We start from the raw sequence: 16575 nt of genomic DNA on the forward strand, positions 1-16575 counted from the left end.
CACGTACGCCGAGCGGGCCGGTCGCGACGCGGCCGGCCCGCTCCGCGTGCTCACCGACGCTCAGCCGGGCAACTCGTCGGGCGCCTCGGCGGCCAGCCGCCGCCGGATGTCGGCCCGCAACGCCTTCTTGTCGACCTTCCCGACGTTGGTGCGCGGCAGCGCGGCAACCTCGACCATGCGCTCCGGTAGCTTGAACCGGGCCACCCCGGCCCGCTCCATCACCGCGCGCACGTCGGCCAGCCGCACCGACGCGCCGGCCCGGACCACCACGTAGAGGCAGACCCGTTCGCCGAACTCGGGGTCGGGCATCGCCACGGCGGCGGCCAGGTGCACGCCCGGGACCTGGTAGGCGAAGTTCTCCACCTCCTCCGCGGAGACCTTCTCCCCGGCCCGGTTGATCATGTCCTTGTCGCGCCCCTCCACCACCAGGTTGCCGTCGGGGCGGCGACGCACCACGTCACCGGTCCGGTACCAGCCGTCCGCGGTGAACGCGAGCCGGTTCTGCTCCTCGGCACGGTAGTAGCCGCGCGGGGTGTACGGCCCGCGGGTCAACAGCAGTCCCGGGGTGCCGTCCGGCACTGGCTCGCCCTCGTCGTCGACCACCAGGATCTCGTCGTCCGGGCAGATCGGGCGGCCCTGGGTGTGACAGACCACCTCGTCGGGGTCGTCCAACCGCGTGTAGTTGAGCAGCCCCTCGGCCATGCCGAAGACCTGCTGGAGACGGCAGCCGAGGGTGGGCTGGACCCGCCAGGCCACCTCGTCGGCCAGCCGGGCGCCGCCCACCTGGAGCAGCCGCAGCGTGCTCAGGTCGTATCCGGGACCGGCCTCCTGGAAGGCGAGCCAGCTCTGCACGATGGTGGGTACCGCGGCGGTTACCGTCACCTGCTCCCGCTCGACCAGGTCGAAGACCTTCTTCGGCGCGGGCGACGGGGCGATGACCACCCGGCCCCCCACCAGCAGGGTGCCGAGGACGCCGGGACAGCCCAGCGGGAAGTTGTGGGCGAGCGGTAGCGCCGCCAGGTACACCGTCGACGGGCCGAAGCCGGAGACCTCGCCGCTGCGCCGGGCGTTGTACGCGTAGTCGTCGTGCGTGCGGGCGATCAGCTTGGGCAGGCCGGTGGTGCCGCCCGAGAGCAGGAAGAGCGCGACGTCCCGCCCGGCTGGCGCGGCGGCGTCCAACTGCCGGCGCGCCGCCGCCGGGTCGTCCGCCGGCCGGCACAGCGCTCGGACGTCCACCGAGCCGGGCGCGGGCCGGGGGCCGGCGGCGAACACGTGTCTGAGGCCCGGCTGCGCCTCGGCGATCCGCCGGGCCATCTCCTGGTGGTCGAAGTGGTCCGTCTCGGCGGGCACCACCACCGCCCGGGCCTCGGCGTGCCGCACGAGGTGGGAGATCTCGTGGTGGCGGTGCGCCGGCAGCGCCATGACCGGCAGTACGCCCAGCCGCAGGCAGGCGAGGGTCAGGACGACGAACTCCCACCGGTTGTCGAGTTGCATCACGATCCGGTCGTCGCGCCGCAGGCCCAACGCGCGCAGCCGCAGCGCCGCGCCGTCGGCCCGCTGCGTCAACTCCCGGTAGGTCAGTCGCACGTCGCCGCTGACCAGCGCCTCGACGTGGGGCAGCGCGTCGGCCACCGCGAGGACGTGCGCCCCCAACGGCCGTCCTTCCCAGTAGCCCGCGGCGACGTACCGGGCCACCGCCTCCGGCGGCCAGGGCACCAGGCCCGTCCGACTCGGCTCGGGGTCGCCCGCTGGACCTGTCACTGTGGCCTCCTCACACCGGCTGGCCGTCCCACGGCCGCGCCCGTACGGGCGGGTGCGTCGCGGCGGGGTGGCCCGGAGCACGAGGCCGGGCGTCGGGGCCGCAAGCTGGTGGGACTCCTCCCGAATATGCCGGTGGCGCAGCCGGGAGGGCATCTCCGAGCGTGCCGATGGAGGCGGGGAGAAAGAGCGCGACCACGGCGGGCGCCACCCGGGACGCCTGCCGTGGCCGGCGGGTCAGTTCGGTCGCTCGGGCAACTCCGAGTAGTACTTCACCAGATCGTCGAAGGAAGGCTGCCCGCCGTGCGGCGCCGGCCGGCCGGCCTCCCGGTCGAGCAACTCGCCCATCTTGTCCAGGGCCAAATGGAAGCCGGCGGCGCTCTGCGGCAGGTGGCCCGGGTCGCCGACCTCGTTCTCCAGCACCAACCGGCAGCCGTCCCCCTGCGGGCTGAGCAGCCAGCGGTAGGCGTCGCCCTCGCCCGCGTACACGAACCGGCGCGGCTCGTCGACCTCGACGACCCGGGCCCGCACCACCATCTCCGGGGAGAACGTCACGGTGACCTTCCCGCCCTCGACCGGCTCGACGTCCACCCGGAAGCCGAACCACGAGGAGTGTTCCCCGCTGTCGGTGATCGCCCGCCAGACGCGCTCGGGCGGATCCGGATAGTCGTGCGTGAAGCGCAGCAGCGGCTTCCCGTCGGTGCCGGGGTGCCGGGTGGTTCGCGTACGGAAGGTCTCGGGATCCATCAGATCCGGTCTCCTCTGGGTTGCTGGCCCGGCCCACACAGCGTGAACCGGTCGTAGCAGACTGCCAACAGTGGACGACGCGGGTCAAGGGCACACGCCACGGCCATGCCGGGCGGGCCGGCATGGCCGTGGGTGGTGCGCCGGTCAGCCGTGGCAGGAGCCCGCTGTCGCGACGCCGTAGCTGTCGTGGTGACGGATCCACCCCATGGTGTCCGCCATGCCCTCCTCCTGCCGTCCCAACGGGGTCAGGTCGAGGTAGTTGTAGGTGTTGTTCAGGACGTCGCTGCCGCGCCCGTGCGTGGAGTACGCGTAGAGCACCCGGCCGTCGTCGGCGCGCAGGAACGCGCTGATTCCGGGCAGCTCGGGCTCGCCCGCGCCGACGTCCAGGGTGAAGTCCTGGTAGAAGTCGTCGCCCCGGGTGGTGTACCAGGGTATGTCCCACCCCATCCGACGCTTGAACGGCACGATGTCCGACTGTGGCGCGGCGCAGACGATGACCAGCGACGTGTCGCGGGCGTGCAGGTGCGCCAGGTGCCCGATGTTGTCGATGAACAGCGAGCACACCGGGCACCAGTCGTGCCCCTCCAGCGGCCACATGAAGTGGTAGGTGAGCAGCTGCCGCCGGCCGTCGAACAGCTCCGGCAGCGTCCGTTCGCCGTCCGGGCCCTCGAAGACGTACTCCTTGTCCACCACCATCATCGGCAGCGCGCGCCGCTGTGCGCTGAGCGCGTCCCGCGCCCGGGTCACCTCCTTCTCCCGCTCCAGGAAGGCCCGCCGCGCCGCGAGCCAGTCCGCGCGCCCGACGATCCGGGTGTCCGTCATCGCAGCCTCCTCCCGCCGCGCCCGGGGCCGGTCACCGCAGCCCCTCGCCGCCGTCGGGCAGGGCGTCGACGAACTCGCCCCGGGCCAGCGCGGCCGCGACCGTCTCGATGTCGTCGCTCATGTAGCGGTCGCGGTCCAGGGTGGGCACCATGGACCGGATCCGGTCGTAGGTGGCCCGCCCGGCGGGCCCCAGCCGGTCCACGACGCCCCGCAGGTCCACCGCCTGGGCGGCGGAGAGATACTCCACGGCCAGGATGAGGTCGTTGTTGCGCAGCACCCGGCGTGCGTTGCGGGCGGAGATCAGGCCCATGCTCACCACGTCCTGGTTGTCGCTGTTGGACGGGATGCTCTGGGTGCTCGCCGGGCCGATCGTCCGGTTCTCCGCCACCAGCGCCGTCGCCGGGTACTGGGCGCCGGTGAAGCCGCTGTTCAGGCCCGGCTCGCCGGCCACCAGGTATTCCGGCAGGCCGCCGTTGAGGTGCCGGTTGAGCAGGCGGTTGGTGCGCCGCTCGCTGGTCACGCCGAGCTGGGTCAGCGCGATGGTGAGGAAGTCCATCGCGAAGGCCACCGGCTGACCGTGGAAGTTCGCGCCGTGGAAGACCTCCCGGCCCTCGAAGAAGAGCGGGTTGTCGTTGGAGGAGTTCAACTCGGTCGTCACCACACTGGTGGCGTGGTAGACGGTGTCGCGTACCGCGCCGACGACCTGCGGGATCGCCCGCAGCGTGTACGGCTTCTGCAGGTAGATCTCCCCGCGCTGGACGGTGACACCCGCCTGCTTCTGCTCCTCGACCTGGCGGCGGATCTCGCGGTGCTCCAGCGCCAGCCCGCTGCCGGCCAGCAGGGTACGCATGTTGGCGGCGTTGTCGACCTGGCCCCGGTGCGGCCGGGCCAGCTCGTGCCCCTCGGCCATGAAGGCGCCGGTCGAGCCCTGCAACGCCTCCAGCGCCAGCGCCGTCACGATCTCGGCCTGGCGGACCTGGGTGAGCGCCCGGCCGGTGAGCAGGGCGCCGAGGCCGGTCATCGCGGAGGTGCCGTTGATCAGCGACAGCCCCTCCTTGAACCGGAGTTGCAACGGCTCCACGCCGAGCTGGCGCAGGACCGGACCGGTGGGGGTGGGACGGCCGTCGCGCAGCACGTATCCCTCACCGATGATCACGGCCGCGATGTGCGACAGCGGGGCGAGGTCGCCGCTGGCGCCCAGCGAACCAATCTCCGGGATGGCCGGGGTGACGCCCTGGTTGAGCAGCAGGGCCAAGCGCTCCAGCAGCTCGGGCCGGACCGCCGAGTAGCCCCGGGCCAACGCGTTGAGCCGGGCCGCGACCATCGCCCGCGCCTCGTCCTCGGCGAAGAGCGGGCCGACCCCGGCGCAGTGACTGCGCACCAGGTTGAGCTGAAGCTCGATCTCCACGGCGTTGTCCACCATCATGTACGCCAGGTCGCCGTACCCGGTGGTGATGCCGTACACGGGAATTCCCTGCTCGACGATGTCCTGGAACATCGCTCGGCTCGCCGCGGCCTTCTCCAGGGCCGTCGGGGCGATGACGCACGGCGCCTGCTCCTCGGCGATCCGCCGGATGCCGCCGATGTCCACGTTCTGGCCGTCGAGTTCGACGGGCGTCGTCTCCACAAGAGTCACGTTTGTCCACCTCACATGTCGTCGGGCTGAGCGGTTCGGGAAAGGCAGCGGTCGGCCCCCCTGCGGGGCGTTCAGGTGGTGCCGCTCACCTCCCTCTGCGCCCGGGCGCCGTCGCCGGCCCGCGTCGCCGCGTCCACCAGGGCGGCGAGCCCGGCCAGGGTCGGGTCGGCGAGGAAGTGGCGGGCCGGCACGGTGACGCCGGTCCGTTCCCGGACGCGGTGCAGCAGCGGCGGGATCAGCAGCGAGTGACCGCCGAGGGCGAACAGCGAGTCCTCCGGCGCGACCTCGTCGATGCCGAGGACCTCCGCCCACACGCGCGCCAGGATCCGCTCGGTCGCGGTGGTGGGCTGCTGGCCGCCGGTCGCGCGCAGCGACGTCGGTGCCGGCAGTCGCCGCCGGTCGACCTTCCCGCCCACGTTGCGTGGCAGCGTCGGCAGGGTGCGGAAGCTCACCGGCGGCATCAGGCTGCCGAACCGCTGGCGCAGCCGGGCCCGCCACGCGACGGCCGGGTCGGTCCCACCTGGGCCGTCCGGCGTCTCCCGGGCCACCACGTACGCCATCAGGCGTACGACCAGGCCGCTGTGGTCACGCACCGGCACGACCGCGCACTCGGCGACCGAGTCGGCGGCGGCCAGCGCCGCCTCCACGTCGGTCAGCTCCAGCCGGGTACCGAAGAACTTGATCTGGAAGTCCTGCCGGCCGCGGAACTCCAGCAGCCCGTCCAGCCGCCGGCGGCCGAGGTCCCCGGTGCGGTACCAGCCGTGGTCGGGCAGCCCGAACTCCTCGTACGCGCGAAGCGGCGCGAAGGCGTCGCCCGACGCCTCCGTGCCCACGTAGCCGGGAGTGACGTAGGGGCTGCGGACGACCAGCTCGCCGGTCACCCCCGCCGGACAGGGCCGGTCCTGGTCGTCGACCACGAGCACCTGCCGGCCGGGGATCGGCTCGCCGACGGGCACGGTGCCGCGCACCGGCCCGGTCACCTCGTGCCAGGTCGCCAGCACGATCTCGGTCGGGCCGTACAGGTTGGTCAGCCGGGCCGACGGCAGCGCCTCCCGCAGCTGCCCGGCCAACTCGCCGGGGAGCGGCTCGCCGGCGAGCAGCAGGTGCCGCAGCTCGGGCAGCGCGTCGCCGCGACCCTGCGACCCCAGGGCCCGCAGGACCTCCCGGGCGAAGCTCGGCACGGTCTGGAAGTGCGTGATGCGCTCGTCGGCCAGCCAGCGCACCAGCCGGCGCGGGTCCACCCGCACCCGGTCCGGCACCAGGCAGAGGGTCGCGCCGGCGCCCAGCGCCGCGAAGATCTCGCAGAGCGCGGCGTCGTAGCCGGGCGCCGCCCACTGGGCCACCCGGCTGCCCGGGCCCATCGCGAAATGCGTCGCCATCCACTCGCAGAACTGCGCGAAGCCGGCGTGGGTCTGCGGGATGCCCTTGGGCCGTCCGGTCGACCCCGAGGTGTACGCGACGTACGCCAGGTCGGCCCCGTCGGGTCGGGCCAGGGCCGGGTCGGCCTCCTGCCCGGCGGCGCGGTGCAGCTCGTCCACCGCGACGGCCTGCCCGTCGAGTTCCGTGCGGTACCAGCGGGCCAACTCGTCGTCGTCCGGGTCGCCCTCCACCAGCAGGCAGGCCGGGCGCAGCTCGCCCAGGATCAGCCGACCCCGTTCGCCGGCCTCGCCGGCACCGATGCAGACCAGGTGCGCTCCCGCCTCCAGGACGCCCAGCAGCACAGCCACCTGGCTCGGCCCGGCCGGCATCCGCACCGCAACCGGCGCGCCCGCCATCAGACTCAGCCGTCGCAGTCCCCGGGCGGTGGAGCTGGCCAGCGCGGCCAGCTCCCCGTAGGAGACGGCCTCCGACTGCCAGGCCAGGGCGGTGTCGCCCGGGTGCAGCTCGGCCCGGCCGCGCACCGCCGCGTCGACGGGGGGCCGGCTGACGGCGGCCGTCCCGACCCGGTCGGCGGCCCGGACCGCCGCGCGGAGCTGCTCCGGCATCTCCAGCGGCAGCGCCGCCACCGGCTGGCCCGGGTCCTTCAGCGCGGCGTCGAGCAGGGTACGGAGCTGGCCGAGCAGCGCGCGCGCCGAGTCGGCCTCGAACAGCTCCGCCCGGTACGCCAGCGCGCCCGTCACGGTCGGCTCCACGGTGTCGACCTCCAGCGACAGGCCCACCGGGACCGCGCCGGCGCGCAGCGGCAGCCGGCGCACGGTCGCGCCGGTGAACGCGGGTTCCGGCTCGGGTGACCCGGGACAGCTGAACGTCGCGTCGAGCAACGGCAGCCGCTGCGGGTCCCGGTCGACCTCCACCTCGGCGACGACGTCGGCGAAGGGCAGCTCCCCGTGGTCGAGCGCGGCCCGGTGGGCCTGGGCCACCCGGGCCAGCAGGTGCCGGAAGGTGGGGGAGCCGGCGAAGTCGGCGCAGACCACCAGCGGATTCGAAAATGGCCCCACGGTCCCGGCGAACTCCGGGCGGGGCCGCACCACCACCGGGTGTCCCACCGCCACCCGCTGCTCGCCGGTGTGCCGGAACAGTAGCGCCTGGAACGCCGCGGACAGCACCACGGCCGGGACGGTTCCCTCGGCCGCGCAGACCTCGCGCAGCCGGCCGGCGGTCTCCTCACCCCAGTCGAAGTGCACCGCCGCACCCGCGTACCCGGAGTCGGCCGCGGGCGGCCGGTCGGCGGGCAGCGACAGCGCCGGCGGGGGCGGGGTCAGCGTGGCGCGCCACCACTGCGCCAGCCCCCGGTACGCCGGGCCGGTCGCCTGTTCCCGCTGCCACCGCGCGAAGTCGCGGTACTGAAGGGGCAGGAACGGCAGGACCGGCTCGCGTCCCTGCACCGCCGCCGAGTAGCACTCGCCCAGCTCGGTCACCAGGATCCGGGCCGAGCTGTCGTCGGCCACCAGCTGGTGCAGTACCAGCAGCACCTCGTGCTCGTCCGGCCCGAGTCGGACCAGGGTGAGCCGGCTGAGCGGGCCGTCGGCGTGATCCACCACGGCCCCCGCCAGGCCGGTACGCAGCCGCTCCGCGGCCGCCGCCCGTTCCGGCTCGTCGATGGTGGTGAGATCGACCAGCGTCGGCGCGTCGGCACCGGCGTCGATCGCCTGCCACGGGACGCCGTCGCGTTCGACGATCCGGGTCCGCAGCGCCTCGTGCCGGTCGACCAGCGTCCGCCACGCGGCGCACAGGGCCTCCTCGTCGAGCGGCCCACGCACCTGGTAGGCGCGGCACACCGTGTGCGCCGGCGTCCCCGCTGCCAACCTCTCCAGGAACCACAGGCCCTGCTGGGCCGCGGAGGTGACCGCCCGGATGCCGCTGCCCCGTGTGTCGTTCATCGCTACCCGCTCCTCGTGCTGTCGACGGCTTGCCGGCGCCGTGTCCCGGCGCGCCGGCGGGTGCCGGTCGCCGGGCGCGGCGGGGCTGGGGATCAGTAGAAGTAGCTGATGTAGGGGGCCCGTTCGGGCGTGGCCATGGTGTCCCAGAGCTGGGCGCAGCGGGCATCGCGCGCGACGATGCGCCCGCCCCGGGTCAGGTCGGTGGCGGCGGTGCCGCCGAGCAGGATCGCGCCGACGGCCGCCACGTGCATCTCCAGGTCCGGCTCGGCGGTGCTGCGCCGGCAGGTGCCCTGACCGGCGTCGACCTCGAGGCGGAACGTCCCGTCGGTGTGGCCCTCCGGGTCGTGCACGCGCAGCGTCAACGCCCCGTCGCCGGCCCATCCGCGCGCCTCCAGCAGCGTCGGCACGTCCAGCGGACGCAGCCACACGCCGTCGTGGCGCTGGGCGCGCAGCTTGCGCGCGTCGGTCACCCACCACGCCAGCGGGTTGTCCACCGGCGCGTACCACATCTGGATGGTGGCCACCATGTCGACGGAGAGCAGGTAGCGCCAGAGCGTGGCGGCCGCCTCGGCGTCCACGGCGAGGAAGTCGATGACCTGGAGCAGGTTTCGGGGCGTGGTCTCCGGCGCCCAGTCCGAGGTGATGCGGTACGACACGAAGCCCCGGTCACCCACCGCCACGCACGCCCGGGGCGCCCCGCCGCCGCCGATGGCCAGCATCTGCTCCAGGCGGGGGTTCGCCGGGTCCATCGCCAGCCGGTCCCAGTAGCAGGACGGCGGGATCACCTCGCCCGGCGTCCGGACCGCCTGCCGCTCGTACACCGACTGGGCCAGATCCCGGGCCTCCTTGCCGGAGACCCGCCGCACCGGCAGGTCGCCGTCCGGCGCGTCGTCGCGCCAGCCCACCCCCCGTACGTCGATGTTGAGGCTGTTGTACCAGGTGGCCGGGCCGTAGCCGAAGCGCCAGTAGATGGGCCACTCGGACACGCCCCCGGCGGCGATCGGCTTGCCCTCCTCGACGGCCCGCTCGTGCAGCCGGTGCAGGGTGGCCTTCATCAGCCCCTTGCGTCGCATCGTGGGGTGGCAGGAACCGCCGGTGCAGGCGGCGAGCGGCACCGTCCGGCCGCCCGGCAGCACCAGGTCACGGTGCAGCGAGGCGTTCGTCGCCACGTAACCGGCGTCGTCGGTGATGGCGATGGCGCGGTGCGGCGGGTGGGTACGCCGGTAGAAGTCCACCACCTCCGGGTCGTCACCGGGCGGCGAGGCGAACGCGCCGAGCCAGCTGTCGAGCCATTCGCCGTACCGTTCCTCGGTCACCTCGACCAGGCGCATTCCGGCGGGAAGGTCAGCGGTCATCAGAGGGTCCCTTCGGTGGGGTCGGTCAGTTGCCGGAGGTGGCGGGTACGGCTCCCGCGGCCAGGTCCGCCAGCGGCGTCTCGGGGTCGGCGATCCCGGCGCGCAGCACGTGGGTGAAGTCGGCCAGCATGGCGTCCATCGAGGACTGCGCGAACCGGTCGACGCTGCTGTTCACCGCGAAGATCAGCTCGTTGGTCGGGCTCAGCTCGGCGGTCCACAGGATCGCGTCGTCGGGGATGTCAGGGCCGACGGGCTGGGAGACGCGCCGCTGGGCGGCCGTGCAGCCGACCCCACCGGTGCCCTGCTCGCGCAGCACGAACGGGTTCGGTGACATCTGGAAGCCGGGGCGGGCCCGCTCGGCGATCCGGTCGCCCTCCTCCAGCGCGGCGACCTCGGCGGCCACCTCGGTGGCCAGCCGGACGAAGGGCACCTCGTGCGCGAACGCCGACATGCAGCTCTCCCGGACCCGCTCGACCACCTCGCGGAAGGTCCGGCAGCCGGTCAGGTCGGTGCGCAGCGGGAACAGGTTGACGAAGTAGCCGACCGTGTCGGCCATCCACCGGCGTCGCCGCCCCGGTCCGGAGGTGAGGGTCCAGATCACCCCGTCGGTGATCCCGGTGCGGGCCAGCAGGTGCACCCGGTAGGCGGCGAACAGCACCATGAACGGCGAGCACCGCAGGGACCGGGCGAACTCCAGGGTCGCCGTGCCCAGGTCCGCGCCGAGCGCGAACCGGTCGCACCGGGTTCCCGCCGGGGCGCCCTCGGCCGGCGGCCGGTCGGTCGGCAGGGTCACCGGACGGGCGTCGCGCAGGCGCTCCCGCCAGTACTGGAAGGAGGCGGCGGCGGACGCCTCGTCGGAACCGGCCTGCTGCCGGGCGACGTACTCCCGGAACTGGTGCACCTCGCGCAGGTCGGGCTGCCGGCCCTCGCGGCGCGCCGCGTACAGCTCGACGATGTCCCGCATGACCAGGCCGAGCGACCAGACGTCCACGACCGGCAGGTGGGCCACCAGCACGACGATCCAGTCGTCGTCGGCCAGCCGGCCCACGTGGATCCAGAAGGCCGGCACCTGCTCCATGTCGAAGGTCTGCCCCTCGATCTCGTTGAGGAACGCCTCGGCCCGCTCCTGTCGCGGGCTCCCGCCGTCGGGCAGGTCCCGGACCACCAGCGTCGGCGAGCTGGGCGGCCGGACCTGCTGACGCCAGCCGTCCTCGTCGTGCAGCAGCACCGTGCGTAGCGCCTCGTGCCGGACGACCACGTCGTCGAGGGCCGCGGTGAACGCGGCCAGGTCGAGGTCACCGGTCAGTCGCCACCCGCCGCTGGAGATGGGACGCGGGCCGAAGGCGCCGGCGGAGCCGTCGTTCAGGTGTTGCAGGCGGAGGAACTCCTGCTCCAGCGAGAGCGGGAACGGGGTGTCGGGCGTCATCGGTCTCTTCCTCTCCGGGTGCGGCACACCCTGACGTCAGGCGGCGGGCTCGAGGGTCACGACGACCTGACGGATGAACGTGTCGAGGTCCGGGTCGTCGAAGAGTTGGTCGACCCCGACGGAGGTGATGCCGAGCTCGTCCTCGAGCCAGGCGATGATCAGCAGCGCGGTGATCGACTGCCCGCCCAGTTCGAAGAAGGTGGCGTGCTCCGCGCCCGAGGGCACGTCGAGCGCCTCCCGCCAGATGGCGGTGATCTGTTCCTCCACCGAGGGAATGTCGGTGCCGGGCGCGGAAGCGCCGCCCGGCGCGGGGTGCGTGCCCATGGCTCACCTTTCTGCTGGAGCGGGCGTCCGCGCCGCCACGGCGCCGGACCCGCCCGCCGGCAGGTCCACAGACCGATCGTGGCATCGCCCGTCCGGGTGCTTCACCTCCTGAAGTGCCCCGTGTGCCCGTTCGCTGCGCACCTTCGGAGAAGCCCTGGCCGAAGCCGCGTCGATATCGTCGGATTGCTTGCCGGCTTTCGCGATTCGCTTGCCAGGCAATGGATTTCCGGACGGATCAGGTGGTCGCACCGCCCTGTGCCGGCGGTGGCGGTCGGCCACGTCACCCCGGGGCCGATCCCCGACTCACCGGCACTGCGCCCACCGGATCGGCGCTGCGTCGCCCGTGCCGCCAGGCCGGACCTTCCTGGAGGAGTAGATGGCTGGTCATCGGAAGTACCACGAACGGACGATCGCGCCGGTCGAGGATCCACTGGCCGCGGCGGGGCTGCTGGTCGCGGCCCGGCAGGGCCGCGACCACGTGTGCTACGAGGGGCCCGAGGGGTACGCGGTCGCCGTGGACCCGGTCGCCGAGGTGGTCGCCGACCGGCGTCGCCTGGTCGTGCGCACCGACAAGGGCCGACGGACGTCGCCCTTCTCCGCCGAGGCGCTGCGCGGGCTGCCCACCCTGCTCGACGAGGTGCCGGTGGATGCCTGGCGCTGCTACGGCTGGGCCGGGTTCGAGCTCGCCGCGGCCCGGGACGGGTTGGTCGAACTGCTCGACGACGAACCGTTCCTGCACCTGATGATCCCCCGCGTCGAGGTGCGCTTCCACGCCAATGGCACGCTGCTGCGGGCGCTCGACGTGGCCGACCTGGACGCGGTCCAGGCCGATCTGGAGAAAACCCCGCCGGTGCGCCCGCCCGGCCAGCCGACCCCGGTGGACGACTGGGACGCCGAGGGCTACCTGTACGCGGTGGGCCGGGCGATGCGCACGATCCGCTCCGGCCGGTTGCAGAAGGTGATCCTGTCCCGCACCGTGCCGGTCGCCTTCCCGGTCGATCTGCCGGCGACGTACCGGCTGGGCCGCCAGGCGAACACGCCCGCCCGCTCGTACCTGCTGCGCCTCGGTGGCCTGGCGGCTACCGGTTTCAGTCCCGAGACCGTGGTCGAGGTGGCCAAGGGCTGGGTGACCACGCAGCCGGTCGCCGGAACCCGGGCCCGCACCGGCCGTGAGGACATCGACGAACCGCTACGCCGGGAGCTGCTCACCGACCCCAAGGAGGTCTACGAGCACGCGATCTCGGTGAAGGTGGCGGTGGACGAGTTGGCCGAGCTGTGCCCCGGGGCGCCAGTGGAGGTCCCCGAGTTCATGGCCGTGCGCGAGCGCGGGTCGGTGCAGCACCTCGCCTCCACCGTCCGCAGCCCGCTGGCGGCGACCAGCCACGCCTGGGACGCGTTCAGCGCGCTGTTTCCCGCTGTCACCACCTCCGGTGTGCCGAAGCGGGCCGCGTACGAGGTCATCCACGAGTTGGAGCCGTCGGCTCGCGGCCTGTACGGCGGCGCGGTGCTCACCTACGACTCCGACGGCGCGATGGACGCGGCAGTGGCGCTGCGGACGGTCTACCAGCGCGACGGGCGAACCTGGTTGCAGGTGGGCGCCGGCATCGTCGGCACCTCGCTGCCGGAGCGGGAGCTGACCGAGACCCGCGAGAAATTGGCCACCATCGCCCGGTACCTGGTGGCCGAGCGACCCGACCACGCCGCCGGCGAGCGCCGGGGGCAACCTTCGACCGCGACCCGAGAGATGGGGCAGCCATGCAGCCGTTCCGTGTAGCCATTCCCGAGGCGGACCTCGACGACCTGCGGCGCCGCCTCGCCGCCACCCGCTGGCCCGACGAACTGCCTGGCGTGGGCTGGGAGCGGGGCGTCCCGCTCGGCTACCTTCGGGAGCTGGCCGAATACTGGCGCACCGAGTACGACTGGCGGGCCGCCGAGGCGCGGCTCAACCGGTATCCGCAGTTCCGCACCGACCTCGACGGCGCGCCCGTGCACTTCCTGCACGTGCGCTCCCCGGAGCCGGAGGCGATGCCGTTGCTGATCACGCACGGGTGGCCGGGATCGGTGGCGGAGTTCCTGGACGTGATCGGTCCGTTGTCCGACCCGGCGGCGCACGGCGGCGACCCCCGCGACGCGTTCCACCTGGTGATCCCCTCGCTGCCCGGCTACGGCTTCTCCCGGCCGCTGCCCGGGCCCGGCTGGGACGTGCCGCGCATCGCGCGCGCCTGGGGGGAACTGATGTCCCGGCTCGGCTACGAGCGGTTCGCCGCCCAGGGCGGCGACGCCGGCTCGGTGATCTCCCTGGCGCTCGGTGCCCTCTTCCCGGACCGGCTGATCGGGGCGCACCTCAACATGCTGATGACGTTTCCCGGCGCCGACCCGGCCGAGTTGGCCGACCTCGACGAAACCGACACGCGCCGGCTGGCGCTGCTGGGCCGCTTCGACACCGAACTCTCCGGCTACATGCGGGTCCAGCAGACCCGCCCGCAGACCCTGGCGTACGCGCTCACCGACTCGCCCGTCGGGCAGCTCGCGTGGATCGTGGAGAAGTTCCGCGAATGGACGGACTCGGCGAAGGCACCCGAGGACGCCGTGGACCGGGAGCACATGCTGACCGTCGCCTCCATCTACTGGCTGACGGCCACGGCCGGCTCATCGGCCCAGTTCTACTACGAGGGCGCCGCGGCGGTGCGCGCGGCGGCGGCCGGTGCGCCCCCGCCGCCGGTACAGGCGCCGGTCGGAGTGGCGGTCTTCCCGCACGACATCTTCCAGCCGATCCGCCGGCTCGCCGAGCGGGACTACCCGACGATCAGCCACTGGACCGAATTCGACCGGGGCGGCCACTTCGCCGCCATGGAACAGCCCGAGCTGCTGACCGGCGACATCCGGGCCTTCTTCCGGTCGTTGCGCTGACCCGGCTGCGGGCCGCATCAGGCGCTGGGCCTGCTCGCCGGTCGCGCCTGCCGTCGCGGTCACGTGCCAGGCCTGCCGCCGGTCGCGCCGACCGTGACCCTGCCGCAGCGGCGGGGGCCTCCGCCGCTTGAGTCCCCTCAACCGAGATCAACCGAGGACACCTGGAGGAACCGATGGAACAGCGCTGCCCGATCAGGCTGGACACCACCGGCAGTCGTATCCACGCGGAGGCGGACGGCCTGCGGGCGCAGGGCCCGGCGACCCGCGTGGAACTGCCCGGCGGGGTCCTGGCCTGGTCGCTCAACAGCTACGCGACGATCAAGAAGGTGCTGACCGATCCCCGGGTCACCAAGAGCGCCCGCAACCACTGGCCCGCGTTCATCAACGGTGAGATCCCGCCCGACTGGGAGATGATCAGCTGGATCGCCATGGACAACATGGTCACCTCGTACGGGCGGGACCACGTGCGGCTGCGCCGGCTGGTCGGCAAGGCGTTCACCCCGCGCCGCACGGAACTGATCCGCCCGCGGGTGGTCGAGCTGACCGGTGAGCTGCTCGACCGGATGGCTGCCCGCGCCCCCGGCGAAGTCGTCGACCTGCGGGCGGAATTCGCCTACCCGCTGCCGGCCCGGCTGGTTGCCGACCTCATCGGCATGTCCGAGGAGGCCCGGGTCGAGACGGCCAAGGCGATCGACATGATGGTGGACACCACCGTGTCGCCGCAGCAGGCCCAGCAGATCCTCCAGGACTGGCGCGCCGCGATGACGGAACTGATCGCCGAGAAGCGTCGCAACCCCGGCGAGGACATCACCAGTGACCTGATCGCGGCCCGCGACGTCGACGGCACCCGGCTCACCGAGGCGGAGCTGACCGACACCATCTTCGCCATCCTGGGCGCCGGCTCGGAGACCACCATCAACTTCTTCGACAACGCCATCACCGCCCTGCTCACCCATCCGGAGCAGTTGCAGTTGGTCCGTACCGGCGCGGCGAACTGGGACGACGTCATCGACGAGACGCTGCGGGTGGAGTCGCCGCTGGCGCACCTGCCGCTGCGCTACGCCGTGGAGGACATCGACCTGGACGGCGTGACCATCCCGGCGGGCGACCCGATCCTGGTCAACTACGCGGCGGTCGGTCGGGACCCGGCCCTGCACGCGGACGCCCCGGGCGAGTTCGACGTCACCCGCGCCGACAAGGAGCACCTCTCCTTCGGGCACGGGCCGCACTACTGCCTCGGCGCCGGCGTGGCCCGGCTGGTCGCCACCGTGGGCCTGTCCAGCCTCTTCGACCGGTTCCCGGAGATGGCCCTGGCGGTCGATCCCGACGAACTGACCCCGCTGCCCACGTTCATCATGAACGGGCACCGCAGCCTGCCGGTCCGGCTGAGCGCGCCGGTGCCGTCCCTGTCCTGACGCCCCGCGTACCCGCCGCGCCGCCCCGCCAGACCCGGCGGGGCGGCGCGGCGTCGTGGCCGTTGGTGCGGCGGTACGCGCTCTGGGCAGGCGCACCGGGGACGTCGCGATCGCGACGCCCCCGGTGCGGTGTGTTGGTCCGTGCCGGTCAGCCAGGCTGGGCCGGGCTGTTCTGGTAGGCGGCGAGCAGCCAGCGCCCGTCCTGGCGGTGCAGCAGCCAGGACGCCCGGATGGCCCGCTCCGGCGCGACGGCGGACTCACCTTCGGCCAGCACGCCCCCCTCGGTCAGCAGCAGCGCCGTGTCGGAAGAGAGGATGCGCACCTCGAACGGCTGACCGGTCACCCGGGTGCCCCGGTACGGCCCGGCGAAGCCGGCGGCCATGAAGTCCCTGATCTCCGTGCGCCCCTTGCGGTAGAGACCGGGCAGGATCATCGTGCCGTCCTCGGCGAACTGCGCGGCGAAGGCGTCGGCGTCGTGCCTAGCCCATGCCTCGATGATGCGCTGGGGTATGGCGGCCGCGGCCTGCTGGGCGTCCGTCACGGATTCGGTGGAGGTCATGTGGTTGCTCCCTTCCGGAGGTCGGTGTCGGCGGGCGCGCCCATCGCCGGCACCGGTAGAGCGGTTTCGGTTCGCGGCCGCACAGCACCCGGCCGTACGGCTCGGCATCGGTGTCGGTGTTCATCAGGGTGTGTCGGTCAACGGTCCGCACCTCGGGCAGGACCGGGCGGGCGAGTTCCTTCCCGGCGCGGACGACGGTCACCAAACGCCATTGCCTCCTCCAGGTGCTCGGTTGCGGTGACAGATCGGGGCGACGGGCCGCCGGCGGACTCAGGCGACCGGCACATCGGACTGGCCTGGCGG

12 protein-coding genes are annotated in these 16575 nt (G+C 73.3%); 3 read left to right on the forward strand and 9 right to left on the reverse strand.

All coding sequences use genetic code 11. The features are described from left to right. Positions 1–60 precede the first annotated feature (60 nt). From GA0070610_RS28925 to GA0070610_RS28960, 8 genes are all read right to left on the reverse strand, one after another. Positions 61–1761, reverse strand: coding sequence for a (2,3-dihydroxybenzoyl)adenylate synthase (locus GA0070610_RS28925; RefSeq protein ID WP_231925843.1), 1701 nt, complete (start codon positions 1759–1761; stop codon positions 61–63). Between the two features lie 234 nt (positions 1762–1995). Next, a complete protein-coding gene (locus tag GA0070610_RS28930) occupies positions 1996–2505 on the reverse strand; it encodes an SRPBCC domain-containing protein (RefSeq protein ID WP_089002961.1) in 510 nt (169 codons plus the stop codon). A 144-nt stretch (positions 2506–2649) separates the two neighbouring features. Next, positions 2650–3327 (reverse strand): DUF899 domain-containing protein, encoded by a 678-nt coding sequence (locus GA0070610_RS28935; RefSeq protein ID WP_089002962.1) that lies wholly within the window; start codon positions 3325–3327, stop codon positions 2650–2652. 31 nt (positions 3328–3358) lie between these two features. Further along, positions 3359–4963 carry a tyrosine 2,3-aminomutase gene (gene cmdF, locus GA0070610_RS28940; RefSeq protein WP_089002963.1) on the reverse strand — a complete coding sequence of 535 codons (1605 nt, stop codon included), beginning with the start codon at positions 4961–4963 and terminating at the stop codon, positions 3359–3361. Between the two features lie 71 nt (positions 4964–5034). After that, entirely contained in the window at positions 5035–8283 is a 3249-nt protein-coding gene (locus GA0070610_RS28945) for a non-ribosomal peptide synthetase (RefSeq protein WP_089002964.1), read from the reverse strand. A 92-nt stretch (positions 8284–8375) separates the two neighbouring features. Continuing rightward, positions 8376–9638, reverse strand: a complete 1263-nt coding sequence (locus GA0070610_RS28950) for a GNAT family N-acetyltransferase (RefSeq protein WP_089002965.1) — start codon at positions 9636–9638, stop codon at positions 8376–8378. Between the two features lie 25 nt (positions 9639–9663). Further along, positions 9664–11064, reverse strand: a complete 1401-nt coding sequence (locus GA0070610_RS28955) for a condensation domain-containing protein (protein WP_089002966.1) — start codon at positions 11062–11064, stop codon at positions 9664–9666. Positions 11065–11100: 36 nt separating this feature from the next. Beyond that, positions 11101–11388 carry a phosphopantetheine-binding protein gene (locus GA0070610_RS28960; protein ID WP_089002967.1) on the reverse strand — a complete coding sequence of 96 codons (288 nt, stop codon included), beginning with the start codon at positions 11386–11388 and terminating at the stop codon, positions 11101–11103. 376 nt (positions 11389–11764) lie between these two features. Here GA0070610_RS28960 and GA0070610_RS28965 point away from each other — a divergent pair, with 376 nt between their 5' ends. The 3 genes from GA0070610_RS28965 to GA0070610_RS28975 all read left to right on the forward strand — a co-directional run bounded on the left by GA0070610_RS28965 (position 11765) and on the right by GA0070610_RS28975 (position 15713). After that, positions 11765–13162: a salicylate synthase gene (locus GA0070610_RS28965; RefSeq protein ID WP_089002968.1), complete on the forward strand. Its 1398-nt coding sequence runs from the start codon at positions 11765–11767 to the stop codon at positions 13160–13162. Beyond that, complete coding sequence (locus tag GA0070610_RS28970; protein ID WP_089002969.1) at positions 13144–14298, forward strand: epoxide hydrolase family protein; 1155 nt, start codon at positions 13144–13146, stop codon at positions 14296–14298. Before GA0070610_RS28965 ends, GA0070610_RS28970 begins: the two co-directional genes overlap by 19 nt. Positions 14299–14471: 173 nt before the next feature. Next, positions 14472–15713: a cytochrome P450 family protein gene (locus GA0070610_RS28975; RefSeq protein WP_089002970.1), complete on the forward strand. Its 1242-nt coding sequence runs from the start codon at positions 14472–14474 to the stop codon at positions 15711–15713. Positions 15714–15861: 148 nt separating this feature from the next. Here GA0070610_RS28975 and GA0070610_RS28980 read toward each other — a convergent pair whose 3' ends face one another. Next, positions 15862–16272: an SgcJ/EcaC family oxidoreductase gene (locus tag GA0070610_RS28980; RefSeq protein ID WP_089002971.1), complete on the reverse strand. Its 411-nt coding sequence runs from the start codon at positions 16270–16272 to the stop codon at positions 15862–15864. Between the last annotated feature and the right edge of the window lie 303 nt (positions 16273–16575).

The sequence above is a fragment of the Micromonospora echinofusca genome, from assembly GCF_900091445.1.
GTDB lineage: Bacteria > Actinomycetota > Actinomycetes > Mycobacteriales > Micromonosporaceae > Micromonospora > Micromonospora echinofusca.